The sequence below is a fragment of the Lihuaxuella thermophila genome, from assembly GCF_900110165.1.
Taxonomy (GTDB): domain Bacteria; phylum Bacillota; class Bacilli; order Thermoactinomycetales; family Thermoactinomycetaceae; genus Lihuaxuella; species Lihuaxuella thermophila.
The window spans coordinates 206,972-219,200 of record NZ_FOCQ01000002.1 but is presented as its reverse complement, the minus strand read 5'-3'; the positions used below and the strand labels follow the sequence as shown (position 1 = coordinate 219,200).

The window sequence follows — 12,229 nt, the reverse complement described above, 5'->3', positions numbered from 1 at the left end:
CCTTATCAGTATACGGATAAATCTCGTGAAATATACATGTAGGGACAACCCGCATCCGGAGGAAGGAGTGATCCCATGCGGATTCGTCTCTGGCAATCGCTCAAGATCAGTATGACGATTGTGGGGACCACGATTGGTGCCGGTTTTGCCTCGGGGAGAGAGATTTGGGAGTTTTTTGCTTCCTATGGGGAAGCCAGTCATTATAGCATCCTTCTTTCCATTCTCATCTTTTTTGTGGCAACCGTGATGGTGCTCCACATCAGTTGGAAACAGCAGACGAAGCATTATTCGGAGCTGTTGGAACATATCATGGGCCGTCCATTGGCACGGCTTTTTGACGGGATGATCCTCTTGTATCTATTGTCAACCACCGTTGTGATGATTGCGGGGAGCGGGGCAACGGCCGAACAGTGGAAAGGGGAAGACGCGTTTGTTTGGGGATGCGTCCTCTTGGCGGCGGCCGTGTTCGTCGTGTCCCTGTTTGATCTTAAAGGGATTTTGTCCATGAATACCCTGCTCATGCCGATTCTCATCCTGATTCTTCTCGTCGTCTGTTTTCAATTTTTAACGTCTCACCACACGGGTTATGATATCATCCGGATCCAAGCGGGCCCCCCCGCCTGGCCGGCGGCCGTTTCTTACGCCGCTTTTAATGTGATTTCTTTGGTGGCTGTGCTTTCCACCATGGGATCGCAAATCCAACATCCGTCGGAAATCTGGATTGCCGGAGCCGTCAGTATGCTCTGTCTCGGTACGATTGCCTTTCTATATAATTTTTCATTGCTTAAAATTGAGCACCTGATGTCGCAATATGAGATTCCCTTATTCGCACTCGTCCAACATTATTCTCCCGTCTGGATATTTTTGATTACGTGTGTGCTGTGGTTGGCGATCTATACCACCGCAATCAGTAATGTGCATGGACTGGTCCATCGGTTGACCGATTTTTTGACCTGGCCGCGTTGGCTGATTGCACTGGCCAGCCTGGTGCTGCTCACGCCGCTCAGCCAGTTCGGTTTCGCCAGATTGGTGCAGATTCTTTATCCCCTGTACGGGGTGATCAATCTCTTTATTTTGGCGTCGATTTTGCTCTACCCTTTCTCGGAATCTTCTTCCCCGAAACCGTAAAGAGAGTATAATAAGAATATGTATGAATCCGTCCGGAAAGGAGATCCGCTGAAGTGCCATGATCTATTCTTTGGCGAAAGGAATAGTTAGGGCGTTTCTCTATCTCTATCATCGCATTCAGGCAAACGGAATGAAAAAAATTCCGGCCGCCGGTCCGGTGATTGTGGTCGGAAATCATGTAAGCTATTTGGATCCGGTCTATATCGGGGCCATGTTGCCGCGGCGCATTCATTTCATGGCCAAACAGGAGATTTTCCGGAATGCTGTGATGCGCTGTCTTCTCAACATAGCCGGAGCCTTTCCGGTCAATCGCGACAAACCGCAAATTCAAACGATGCGCACAGCTCTCCATTATCTGCAAAATGGAGAAGTGGTCGGTATTTTTCCGGAAGGCGGAAGAAGACAGGGGAATACTTTCGATGAATTAAAGCAGGGAGCGGCTTATCTGGCGGTGAAGAGCAACTGCCCGGTGGTTCCTGTTTGCATCGAAGGAACGGAGCAAGCCCTTCCCAGAGGGAGTGTCTGGATCCGCCCTGTGTCCGTCCGGATGGAGGTGGGGCAAATTCTTTATCCGCCGGCAACGGGCTCTGTCAAAGAAAAACAGCTCTGGCTCACCGAGCAGATCCAGCGGGAATTTATCCGCCTGAAATCAACACCCGCTTCGTCTCGAACGGTTGAATTTTTAAGGTGAAGTTTCTATAATGTTAGCAACGATTAAAGAGAGAGTGATCCAATTGCAGCGGAAGCAATTTGGCCTGGGCGATATCGTGGAGATGAAAAAGCCCCATCCTTGCGGGACCAATGCGTGGAAGGTGATTCGGATGGGCATGGATATCCGCATGAAATGCACCGGATGTAACCACAGTGTCCTCTTGCCGCGGGCCCGTTTTGAACAACGGTTGAAGCGGGTTCTGGTCTCGGCCGGTGAATCGGAGGAATCATAAATATGATGGAGAGCACCTCTCTGGCAGGTGCTTTTTTTGGTGGGGGAAAACATGGCGAGTTTTTCCCCTTTTCGCTATAATGGACAGGGATTCTGCAAAGAACGGTAATCAAACACAAGAGGAGTGGAGCCTTCATGCCACTGATGACAGGAATTGTGGGGCTGCCCAATGTGGGTAAATCCACATTGTTCAATGCGATTACACAAGCCGGAGCCGAATCGGCCAACTATCCGTTCTGTACGATTGATCCCAACGTCGGCGTGGTGGATGTCCCCGATGAACGCCTGCAACGCCTTGCTGAGATCTTTCAACCCCAGCGGATCGTGCCGACAACATTTCAATTTGTTGATATCGCCGGCCTGGTGAAGGGAGCGAGCCGCGGAGAAGGGCTGGGAAACAAGTTTTTATCCCATATCCGCGAAGTAGACGCCATTATTCATGTCGTCCGTTGTTTTGAAGATGAAAATATCACCCATGTCGCCGGGAAAGTGGACCCGGCCAGCGATATTGAAACCATCAACCTGGAATTGGTCCTGGCTGATCTGGAAACGGTGGAGAAACGGAAGGACCGTGTGGAGCGGCAGAAGAAAAGCGGGGACAAGCAAGCGATGCTTGAGCACGATATCCTCGTGAGGCTGCAGGCGGCGCTGGCGGAAGGACGCCCGGCCCGTTCGGTGGAATTGGACAAAGAGGAAAAACAGCTCATTAAAAGTTTAAACCTGCTTACCATGAAAAACGTTCTCTATGCTGCCAACGTCAGTGAAGAAGATGTGGCCCGTGCCGATGAAAACCCGCATGTCCAAACGGTCAAGCGGATTGCCGCCGGAGAAGGGGCGGGAGTGGTCACGATCAGTGCCCAGGTTGAAGCGGAGATTGCCGAGCTGGAGGAAGAAGAAAAGAAGCTCTTCTTACAGGAATTGGGACTTGAAACCTCCGGTTTGGACCGTTTGATTTCCGCTGCTTACCGCCTGCTTGGACTGATCACCTATTTCACCGCCGGAGAAAAAGAGGTGCGTGCCTGGACCATCCGTGAGGGAACCAAAGCCCCGCAAGCGGCCGGTGTGATTCACTCCGACTTTGAACGCGGCTTTATCCGGGCCGAGGTGACTGCTTACCAGGACCTGATGGCTTGCGGTTCGATGGCCGTTGCACGGGAACAAGGGCTCATCCGTTTGGAAGGAAAGGATTATGTCGTCAGAGACGGAGATATCATCACCTTCCGCTTTGCGGTGTAACGATCCCGTCTTTAGCCGTTCTCTTCTTGCTTTATTTGGGACGTTTTGCTAGAATAAGTTATTGTTACGCGTAATATGTACGCTCCTTGCTCTGCCGGTCGGGGCAGAGCCGCTAGAGTCCAGAAGGAGGTGGAGTTCGATGCACAAGTACGAGTTAATGTTTATCGTACGTCCGGATGTAGATGAGGAAACCCTGAAAGCCACGCGTGAGAAAGTACAATCCGTCATCACGGCAGGCGGCGGGGAGATCACCGAAACGAACGACATGGGCAAACGCCGTCTCGCTTACGAGATCGACAAGTATCGCGAGGGAATTTACACCGTGTATAATTTCCAGGCGGACGGAGATGTCGTGGCTGAATTGGATCGTGTGATCAACATCAACGATAACATCATTCGGCATATGACGATCAACATCGATGAGAAGTAAAGATAGATAAACGCAGATCCAGAGGAGATATCGAGCAAAGGGAGAGGTTATCAATGCTGAATAGGGTCATCTTGGTCGGGCGGTTAACCCGTGACCCTGAACTGCGCTATACTCCCAGCGGAGTGGCAGTGACGAGATTTTCCATCGCGGTTAACCGCAATTACACCAACCAGCAAGGTGAACGCGAAGCCGATTTTATCGATATTGTCGCCTGGCGGGGATTGGCTGAAACCTGCGCCAATTACTTGAGAAAAGGCAGATTGGTAGGAGTAGACGGACGTCTGCAGATCAACGTATTTGAAAACAACGAAGGCCGTAAAATCCGTCATGCGGAAGTGGTGGCAGAAAACGTGCAATTTCTCGAGCCGAAAAACCGCAATGAATCTTCCAATGATTTTGGCGGGGGCGGATTTGGCGGAAACAATGGCTACGGCAGCGGAAGCAGTTACAGTCGCAACCCGGTGGATGATCCCTTTGCAGATGACGGCAAACCGATCGATATCTCCGATGATGATCTGCCATTCTGATTTCCGGACCTGAGTAAGGTAGCAACCGATGTGAAGTGTAGCGAAAAGGAGGGGACAGCATGGCTCGCCGTCGCGGAAACAAACGCCGTAAAGTTTGCTACTTTACGGTCAACAAGATCGACTACATCGACTACAAAGATGTCGATTTGCTGCGCAAGTTTATCAGCGAACGGGGTAAAATTTTGCCGCGCCGTGTAACTGGAACCAGTTCCAAGTACCAACGGCAATTGACCCGTGCAATCAAAAGAGCACGTCAAATGGCTCTATTACCATACACCAATGATTAATCCATAACAGGGGCGGGTCGCACCGCCTCTGTTTTTTATATCAACTTGCGGGCTTCCTCAGCAGAAAACAAAAAAAGCAGGAAAATGGCCGTATTATGTGGAAGCTTCTCCTAAATCTGTTTGGATTTGGAGGAGTAGATCACGTATGAACCGGCCAGAACGCGGAGTCCAATTTGCAAAAAGTGTCAAAGTGATCGATTGGCTGAAGACAGAAATCCTTGATCAGATTGCCAATCTCTTTAAAGGGATCCATTATGCGAACCAGCATGTGATCATAGATAGTTTGTCCAGTTTGATTGTCTCCGTTTATGTGTTGGCGCGCCGCATGGGCTTTTCCTACCGGGAAATAGATCGGTCAGTGGTGGAAAAATTGCGTGAGCACGCCAGAGACGGTCATCAGTTGGAAGAGTGGTATGGTGACTTGTCTACGCTTGAAGAATACCTGAACAAGAGGTGACAGTTGTTTGACGGAGAACAACATAGGGGTAGTCAAAGAGGGTCTGTTAGCTACAGGGCTGTTTTTTCTGCTTCTCGCCGCCCTGACCGTGCCGGTTGTCAATTTGGCAGCCATTTGGTTCCTCCCCCTTCCCTTCCTGATCTTAAAGGCAAAACAACGCTTGCTGGCTTTTATTTTGCCTGTGTTGTTCATCGGGATTATTCTGTACCTGTTTCCCAGTCCTGCCCTTGCTTTTCTCTCTCTGTTTGCCTTAGTGGTCGGGCTTACCATGGGGCATTTCTACGCCCGGGAAACGGCTTCGGGTACGGATGTCGTTTTAAGCGGATTGGTAGCCGGGCTGATCGGTGTATGGGCAATATTGTTTGCCGGGCAATATTGGTTTGGCATGATCGACGGATTGCGTAAAAGCTGGGAAGCTGAATGGGCATACACCAAGCGAATGCTGGAAACGGCAGGAGTTCTTCCGGCAGACTTCACCATTCCGCCGATCGAATCCTTTATCCCCGTGCTGCTTCTTTTTCTGTTAATCCCGATGGCTTTGCTTAATTTCTGGGTAGGGCGCCGATGGCTTCAACGATTCCAATTTCCCGGGAAATACTTGCCTGCTTTCCGTGAATGGCGGTTGCCGCGTCCGTTTTTCTTCTTTTATGTCGTGATGCTCGCTCTGTCTTTGTTTATGGAAGCAAACCCTTCCACTCTCTCGATATTGCTGGGAGTGCTGTGGGTATTGCAAACCTTATTCCTGATTCAAGCATTTTCCTTTCTCTCGTTTTTCCTTCACCACTACCATAAAAGCAATGCCTGGCTCATCCTTGCCTTTTTGATTCTCATGACTCGGTTTTCGGTGATTCTCCAATTGTTGGGCATGCTGGATGCGGGCACAAGATTGCGTGAAAAGATCAAGCAAAGGGATTAGATGAACTGGCGACTTTCAGGCATCCCCCCATCTCGTACAGGGAGGCTGTCCTTTGGAAATACCCGGCGGAGACGGCGAACTTGGATGGCACTGAAGAAGGAGGAACGCGGCACTGGTCAATTTTGCTTGGTCTGGAATAGTTGCTCCTGGTGAGAACTAGGGTAAAATAGAACTATGATCAAGCGGGAATTGCGGATCAAGCAAGGTGCAGTTTTGAGGGGATAGAACGATGCCAAAATTTGTGATCCAGCGTTGGCACGGATATCACATGGTTTTTGCTATGTGTTTTTGTTTGTTTTTGATCGCTTTGCTCTCTACTTATCGATGGGTATACGGGATCGCGGGCTTTGTGCTGTTTGCGGTTCTGGCCTTTGTTTTATACCGTGCCGAACGAGCGTTTCGCAAGGATTTCACGGAATATATTCTGACTTTGACCCACCGGGTAAAAAATGCGAATCAATCCGCCCTGGATCAGTTGCCTGTCGGTATCCTTCTTTATGACCGCAACAGGATGGTGGAGTGGCATAACCCTTTTGTGCAGAAGATGAGCGGACGGGAGCGTCTGGTTGGAGTTTCGGTCGACGATGTATTCCCGGAATTGAAAAAAATGAAGGCGGAGCATGAAGAGCCCTTTCGCTTTCATATGGGTTCCAAATCGTATGAAGTGATCCATCAGCCCAATGAGCGCCTTTATTTTTTTCGCGATGTTTCCCGCTTGGATGAACTGCAAAAAAAATACCGGGATGAACAAACCGTACTCGGTTTTCTGCATATGGATAACTTCGATGAGGCCGGACAAGGTTTGTCAGACCAGGAAAGCACCGAGCTTTTATCCAATCTGACCAGCGCCATTTCCAAATGGGCCCTGGAGTACAATGTCACCTTAAAGCGCATTGATACGGATAAAATGTTTTTTGTCACGCAGTACCAATCCCTGGAACGGATGATGAAATCAAAATTTGACATCTTGGATGTCGTGCGGGAAATGACCCGTCACTATAAAATTCCCATCACTTTAAGCATCGGTATTGCCAGCGTGGGGAAAACAATGGTTGAACGGTCGCAAAATGCCCAGGCTGCGCTGGATATCGCATTGGCACGCGGCGGGGATCAGGCTGCCGTTCAGAGTGGGGAGCGCCTGGTCTTTTTCGGCGGAAAAACCAATGCGGTGGAGAAGCGGACCCGGGTCCGTGCCCGCGTGATTTCCCATGCGATGAGCAATCTGATTCGGGACAGCGAACGGGTGCTGGTGATGGGCCACACTCAACCGGATATGGATGCGTTGGGAGCGGCGATCGGGGTTGTCAAGTTTGCCCTCTTCAATGATTGTGAGGCGTACATCGTGCTGGATGAGGAAAACCCTTCCATCGAAAGACTGATGGCAGCCGTGAGAGAACATGATTACTTAAGCGATCATGTCATTTCCCCGGAAAGGGCCTGGCAGTGGGCCAATGAACCGGATACATTGCTCATTTTGGTCGATACTCATAAACCGTCTCTCACCATTGAACCCCGTTTGCTGGAAGTGGCGGAAAGAATCGTGGTTATCGACCATCACCGCCGCGGTGAAGATTTTGTCAAGGACCCTGTGCTGGTTTATCTGGAGCCTTACGCTTCATCGACCAGCGAGTTGGTTACGGAACTCTTGCAGTATCAGGAGGGCCGGCTGGCCATGGATACACTGGAAGCGACCGCTCTGTTGGCCGGAATTGTCGTCGATACCAAAAACTTCGCTTTCCGGGCGGGTTCGCGGACCTTTGAAGCCGCCTCATTCCTCCGCCGACACGGTGCCGACCTGATGATGGTTCAATCGCTGTTAAAAGAAGATCTGTCCCAATACCTGAAACGGGCGGACATCATCAAAAACACAGAGCTTTTATACGGAAACATCGCCGTGGCTGTCGCCAGCGAAGAGGATACCTACGATCAGCTGTTAATCGCCCAGGCGGCTGATACGCTTTTGAACATGCAGGGAGTAGCGGCCTCGTTTGTCATCGGGAAGCGGGAAGACGGCCTGGTAGCCATCAGCGCAAGATCGCTGGGAGACTTAAACGTCCAGCTGATCATGGAAGAACTGGGCGGCGGCGGGCATCTCACCAATGCCGCATGCCAGCTCAAAAATACGACCATCAAAGAATCAAGGGAACGCTTGTTGGAAGTATTAAAAGAAACGATGGAGAGTGGGGGTTCAGGGGAATGAAAGTCATCTTTCTGCAAGATGTAAAAGGAACCGGCAAAAAAGGAGAAGTCAAAGAAGTCTCTGAAGGATACGCGCGCAACTTTCTCATTCCGCGCAAATTGGCGATTCCCGCCACCGAAGGGAACATGAACACGTTAAAAGCACAGCAAAGAAAAGAGCAGAAACAAAAAGCGGAAGAGCTTGAAAAAGCGAAGCAACTGGGGCAAAAGCTGAGTGAGATCACCGTGACTCTGTCTGCCAAGGCGGGAGAGGGCGGCCGTGTGTTCGGCTCCATCACTTCCAAACAAATCAGCCAGGAGCTCAAGAAAAAATTCCAGCTGGATGTGGATAAGAAAAAAATCCAGTTGGATGAACCGATCCGCTCCCTGGGCGTGACCAAAGTACCGGTGAAACTTCACCCGGAAGTTACCGCCACTCTGTCTGTCCAGGTGGTTGAAGAGTAAAGAGTTCATCGGTCTTCGCCCGATTTGCGTTGTTTGTTTTCCCGAATCATGAACCCATGGACTCCACCCGAGGTGGAGTGCTTTTTTGTTGGGATTGGAGGGTTTGGACTGATGAGTGATCTTTTTGCAGATCGCCTTCCACCGCACAACCACGAAGCAGAGCAGGCTGTTCTCGGAGCTATTTTGCTTGAACCATCGGTTTTGATCTCCGTCAATGAACGCCTCAAAGCTGAAGATTTTTACCGGCAAGCTCATCAGCGGCTGTTTCAAGTCATCAATGATCTGGCCGAAAAAGGGGAACCGGTCGACTTAGTCACCCTGACATCGGAGCTGCAAGACAGAAAGCTGCTGGAAGAGGTGGGGGGAGTCCCCTATCTCACCGAGTTGGCCAGTGTCGTGCCCACCGCGGCCAATGTGGATTATTACGCAAAAATAGTGGAAGAAAAAGCGATTCTCCGCCGCTTGATCAGGACTGCCACCCAGATTGCCGCTGCCGGGTATACGGGTGGTGAGGAAGTCACCCAAGTTTTAAATGAAGCGGAAAAGAGAATATTGGAAATCTCCCAGCGCAGGATCCGTGGAGGGTTTATTCCCATTCGCGATGTATTGATCGAGTCATATGAGCAGATCGAAGCCCTTCACTTCAATAAAAGCGGGATAAACGGAATTCCCTCCGGTTTCGTCGATCTGGACCGCATGACTTCCGGATTTAAAGGATCTGACTTGATTATTCTGGCTGCCCGTCCCAGTATGGGCAAAACGGCTTTCGCCTTAAACGTAGCGCAAAATGTGGCCGTGCGTGCCGGGAAAACGGTGGCCATCTTCAACCTGGAGATGTCGGCCGCTCAGATGGTGATGAGAATGCTGGCCGCAGAAGGAAATATCGATGCCCAGGCGTTTCGCACGGGAAACCTGAATGAGGAAGATTGGGAAAAGCTCACGATGGCGATCAGTACGTTGAGCGAAGCACCGATTTTTATCGATGACACGCCGGGGGTCACCGTTTACGACATTCGCGCGAAATTGCGCCGTCTGCAAGCCGAACACGGGCTGGGACTGGTCGTGATCGACTACCTCCAATTGATTTCCGGCCGCGGGGGAGAAAGCCGTCAACAGGAAATTTCCGAGATTTCACGGTCGCTCAAATTGATGGCGCGCGAACTGGACGTTCCCGTGATCGCGCTGTCCCAGCTCTCCCGCGCAGTAGAACAGCGGCAGGATAAGCGGCCCATGCTGTCGGATTTGAGGGAATCGGGATCGATTGAGCAAGATGCCGATCTCGTAGCCTTTCTCTATCGGGATGACTATTACAACGAGGATTCCGAAAAAAAGAACATCGCCGAGCTCATTATCGGAAAGCAGAGGAATGGTCCCGTAGGAAAAGTGGAACTCTTATTCCTGAAGAACTACAATAAATTTTTGAGCCTGGAAATGAAACACAAAGATTTTCACGAATAAAATAACCGTATCATCGGTTTAATGTTCGTATTTTTATTGACTCTTCCTAGTTTTTATTGCTAAAATAAATGATGTGTCAAATTTAATGTTCGGAAAAACGGTGAAAGCCGCCGCTGTGAGGAGGATGAATCGATGTCCACGGTGGTTGTAGTGGGTACTCAGTGGGGAGACGAAGGCAAGGGGAAAATTACCGATTTTCTTGCCGAGAAAGCGGAAGTCGTCGCGCGTTACCAAGGGGGAAATAACGCCGGACACACCATTGTGTTTGGGGGAACGCGCTATAAGCTGCACATGATTCCGTCGGGAATTTTCTATCGGGATAAAGTCTGCGTTCTTGGCAACGGAATGGTGATTAATCCGGAAGCTTTAGTCCAGGAATTGGACTATCTCCACGAACATGGCATTTCCACGGATAACTTGCGCATTTCGGACCGGGCCCATCTGATCATGCCTTATCATATCAAGCTGGATAAGGCCGAAGAAACCCGCAAAGGCAGCGGCAAGATCGGAACGACCGGTAAAGGGATCGGCCCTGCCTACATGGATAAAGCCGCCCGGGTCGGAATCCGTGTCGGTGATTTGCTCTTTCCGGACCAATTTGCCGAGAAATTGAAGCGCAATCTGGAGGAAAAAAACCGTTTGCTGGAAAAGCTGTATCAAACAGAAGGGTTTACCTTTGAAGAGATTTACGAGACTTACATGCAATGTGCGGAAAGAATCCGCCCTTATGTTACGGATACCTCCGTTGTCCTGAATGACGCGATTGACCAGGGGCGCCGGGTCCTGTTTGAGGGAGCGCAAGGCGTGATGCTGGACATCGACCAGGGGACTTATCCGTTCGTCACCTCTTCCAATCCGGTGGCCGGGGGCGTGTGTATCGGTTCCGGAGTCGGCCCGACCAAGATACATCATGTGGTCGGAGTAGCCAAAGCCTACACCACCCGTGTCGGCGACGGCCCATTCCCCACGGAGCTTCACAATGAGATCGGCGACCGAATTCGCGAAGTGGGACGGGAGTACGGAACCACCACGGGCCGCCCGCGCCGTGTCGGCTGGTTTGACAGCGTGGTTGTGCGCCATGCCCGCCGTGTGAGCGGAATCACCGGCCTGTCCCTGAACTCCCTGGACGTGCTCACCGGTCTCGATCCGATCAAAATCTGTACCGCCTATGAATGCGAGGGAAAAATCATCGAAAACTATCCGGCCAGCCTGGAAGTACTGGCCAAGTGCAAGCCCGTCTATGAAGAATTGCCGGGCTGGAAAGAAGATATTACCGGCGTGCGCAGCCTGCACGACCTGCCCATCGAAGCCCAGCATTATGTCGAACGGGTCACCCATTTGACGGGGATCCCGCTTGCCATCTTCTCCGTCGGGCCGGACCGTGACCAAACGATCCAGGTGCGCCCGGTGTATGCATGACCAAACCCAACCAGCATCCGCAGGTGAATGCGGATGCTGGTTTTTTGTGCACGTACCCTTTTTTTGCGGAATGCATTTATAAAGCAGAGAAGTTACTCATACGTATTTCTTTCCTTAGATGAAAACAGAAATCTGTGTTGTGGTAAAAAAGGATGGCAATATTTTTGCTTGAATAGCGGAAGGATCGGAAATCCATCCTATTTGTTGAAAGAGTTTTAACAGGGAACAGGCGGAGGAGCTGATCGCTTGGACACATCACAAGTGCACGCGTTTTTGCACAGCAAAAACTGGTTCGATCCCGACCAGGATTCACGATATATCCATCTTCACCACCCGTATGCGGTCCTCGTCTCACCGCAAGAAGGGCGGATCACTTTACGCGGAAAAGCAGGAACCGATGACGGGCAAAACGGGGAAGAAATCTTCAGTTTTAACACGCTGAAAGAATTGCAATTATGGTTTGAGGAAAATATCGGGGAATGAACGCATTCAGCTTTCATTCCCCATTTTTTACGGCTGACTGTATTGGATTTTTTATGATAACTGACCATCCTGTCTTTGCATCATATATGGTCTTTCATAAATGGTCTTCAATATCGCGGGTGAATTTACTTACCATGAACATCACCCATTAAAGTATTTTCACGGTCCTTTTAGGGTTCACATCTTGAAAGAGTCACGATTTTTTATGGATCAAGGAATTTCACTTCATTTGGTAAGTGACTTGTAAGTACTTTCCATGATCATATCCTGTATTTTTGGCTTTTGATTAATAAAACAAGGGG

General features: G+C 50.3%; 14 protein-coding genes. All 14 read left to right on the top strand.

From position 1 onward, the window contains the following. Nucleotides 1–75: 75 nt before the first annotated feature. The 14 genes from BMW55_RS02950 to BMW55_RS02885 all read left to right on the top strand — a co-directional run bounded on the left by BMW55_RS02950 (nucleotide 76) and on the right by BMW55_RS02885 (nucleotide 11,927). Nucleotides 76–1,128, top strand: coding sequence for a YkvI family membrane protein (locus tag BMW55_RS02950; RefSeq protein WP_089965197.1), 1,053 nt, complete (start codon nucleotides 76–78; stop codon nucleotides 1,126–1,128). A 58-nt stretch (nucleotides 1,129–1,186) separates the two neighbouring features. Then, entirely contained in the window at nucleotides 1,187–1,819 is a 633-nt protein-coding gene (locus BMW55_RS02945; RefSeq protein ID WP_089965195.1) for a lysophospholipid acyltransferase family protein, read from the top strand. 43 nt (nucleotides 1,820–1,862) lie between these two features. Next, nucleotides 1,863–2,072, top strand: a complete 210-nt coding sequence (locus BMW55_RS02940; RefSeq protein ID WP_089965458.1) for a DUF951 domain-containing protein — start codon at nucleotides 1,863–1,865, stop codon at nucleotides 2,070–2,072. A gap of 134 nt (nucleotides 2,073–2,206) precedes the next feature. Next, on the top strand, nucleotides 2,207–3,307 hold the full coding sequence (gene ychF, locus BMW55_RS02935; protein WP_089965193.1) for a redox-regulated ATPase YchF: 1,101 nt from the start codon (nucleotides 2,207–2,209) through the stop codon (nucleotides 3,305–3,307). A 139-nt stretch (nucleotides 3,308–3,446) separates the two neighbouring features. Then, complete coding sequence (gene rpsF, locus BMW55_RS02930; RefSeq protein ID WP_089965190.1) at nucleotides 3,447–3,737, top strand: 30S ribosomal protein S6; 291 nt, start codon at nucleotides 3,447–3,449, stop codon at nucleotides 3,735–3,737. Between the two features lie 53 nt (nucleotides 3,738–3,790). Then, a complete protein-coding gene (gene ssb / locus BMW55_RS02925; RefSeq protein ID WP_089965188.1) occupies nucleotides 3,791–4,264 on the top strand; it encodes a single-stranded DNA-binding protein in 474 nt (157 codons plus the stop codon). 59 nt (nucleotides 4,265–4,323) lie between these two features. After that, the gene (rpsR, locus tag BMW55_RS02920; protein WP_033100473.1) at nucleotides 4,324–4,551 is read left to right on the top strand and encodes a 30S ribosomal protein S18; all 228 of its coding nucleotides are present in this window, start codon (nucleotides 4,324–4,326) and stop codon (nucleotides 4,549–4,551) included. A 145-nt stretch (nucleotides 4,552–4,696) separates the two neighbouring features. Beyond that, nucleotides 4,697–5,008: a MazG-like family protein gene (locus tag BMW55_RS02915; RefSeq protein ID WP_089965185.1), complete on the top strand. Its 312-nt coding sequence runs from the start codon at nucleotides 4,697–4,699 to the stop codon at nucleotides 5,006–5,008. Nucleotides 5,009–5,015: 7 nt separating this feature from the next. Beyond that, on the top strand, nucleotides 5,016–5,924 hold the full coding sequence (locus tag BMW55_RS02910; protein WP_089965183.1) for a DUF2232 domain-containing protein: 909 nt from the start codon (nucleotides 5,016–5,018) through the stop codon (nucleotides 5,922–5,924). A 229-nt stretch (nucleotides 5,925–6,153) separates the two neighbouring features. Beyond that, entirely contained in the window at nucleotides 6,154–8,124 is a 1,971-nt protein-coding gene (locus BMW55_RS02905; RefSeq protein ID WP_089965180.1) for a DHH family phosphoesterase, read from the top strand. Beyond that, nucleotides 8,121–8,567 carry a 50S ribosomal protein L9 gene (rplI, locus tag BMW55_RS02900; RefSeq protein ID WP_089965177.1) on the top strand — a complete coding sequence of 149 codons (447 nt, stop codon included), beginning with the start codon at nucleotides 8,121–8,123 and terminating at the stop codon, nucleotides 8,565–8,567. The genes BMW55_RS02905 and rplI overlap by 4 nt, the downstream gene beginning before the upstream one ends. Before the next feature lie 111 nt (nucleotides 8,568–8,678). Next, nucleotides 8,679–10,025 carry a replicative DNA helicase gene (gene dnaB / locus BMW55_RS02895; RefSeq protein ID WP_089965175.1) on the top strand — a complete coding sequence of 449 codons (1,347 nt, stop codon included), beginning with the start codon at nucleotides 8,679–8,681 and terminating at the stop codon, nucleotides 10,023–10,025. A 132-nt stretch (nucleotides 10,026–10,157) separates the two neighbouring features. Then, nucleotides 10,158–11,444: an adenylosuccinate synthase gene (locus BMW55_RS02890; protein ID WP_089965172.1), complete on the top strand. Its 1,287-nt coding sequence runs from the start codon at nucleotides 10,158–10,160 to the stop codon at nucleotides 11,442–11,444. A gap of 246 nt (nucleotides 11,445–11,690) precedes the next feature. Continuing rightward, on the top strand, nucleotides 11,691–11,927 hold the full coding sequence (locus tag BMW55_RS02885; RefSeq protein ID WP_089965169.1) for a hypothetical protein: 237 nt from the start codon (nucleotides 11,691–11,693) through the stop codon (nucleotides 11,925–11,927). Nucleotides 11,928–12,229: the final 302 nt, after the last annotated feature.

What these genes read in the sequence shown, in the direction of transcription:
- BMW55_RS02950 (WP_089965197.1), top strand. Translation starts at nt 76, where the DNA reads ATGCGGATTCGTCTCTGGCAATCGCTCAAGATCAGTATGACGATTGTG.
- BMW55_RS02945 (WP_089965195.1), top strand. Translation starts at nt 1,187, where the DNA reads ATGATCTATTCTTTGGCGAAAGGAATAGTTAGGGCGTTTCTCTATCTC.
- ychF (WP_089965193.1), top strand. Translation starts at nt 2,207, where the DNA reads ATGCCACTGATGACAGGAATTGTGGGGCTGCCCAATGTGGGTAAATCC.
- rpsF (WP_089965190.1), top strand. Translation starts at nt 3,447, where the DNA reads ATGCACAAGTACGAGTTAATGTTTATCGTACGTCCGGATGTAGATGAG.
- ssb (WP_089965188.1), top strand. Translation starts at nt 3,791, where the DNA reads ATGCTGAATAGGGTCATCTTGGTCGGGCGGTTAACCCGTGACCCTGAA.
- rpsR (WP_033100473.1), top strand. Translation starts at nt 4,324, where the DNA reads ATGGCTCGCCGTCGCGGAAACAAACGCCGTAAAGTTTGCTACTTTACG.
- BMW55_RS02915 (WP_089965185.1), top strand. Translation starts at nt 4,697, where the DNA reads ATGAACCGGCCAGAACGCGGAGTCCAATTTGCAAAAAGTGTCAAAGTG.
- BMW55_RS02905 (WP_089965180.1), top strand. Translation starts at nt 6,154, where the DNA reads ATGCCAAAATTTGTGATCCAGCGTTGGCACGGATATCACATGGTTTTT.
- rplI (WP_089965177.1), top strand. Translation starts at nt 8,121, where the DNA reads ATGAAAGTCATCTTTCTGCAAGATGTAAAAGGAACCGGCAAAAAAGGA.
- dnaB (WP_089965175.1), top strand. Translation starts at nt 8,679, where the DNA reads ATGAGTGATCTTTTTGCAGATCGCCTTCCACCGCACAACCACGAAGCA.
- BMW55_RS02890 (WP_089965172.1), top strand. Translation starts at nt 10,158, where the DNA reads ATGTCCACGGTGGTTGTAGTGGGTACTCAGTGGGGAGACGAAGGCAAG.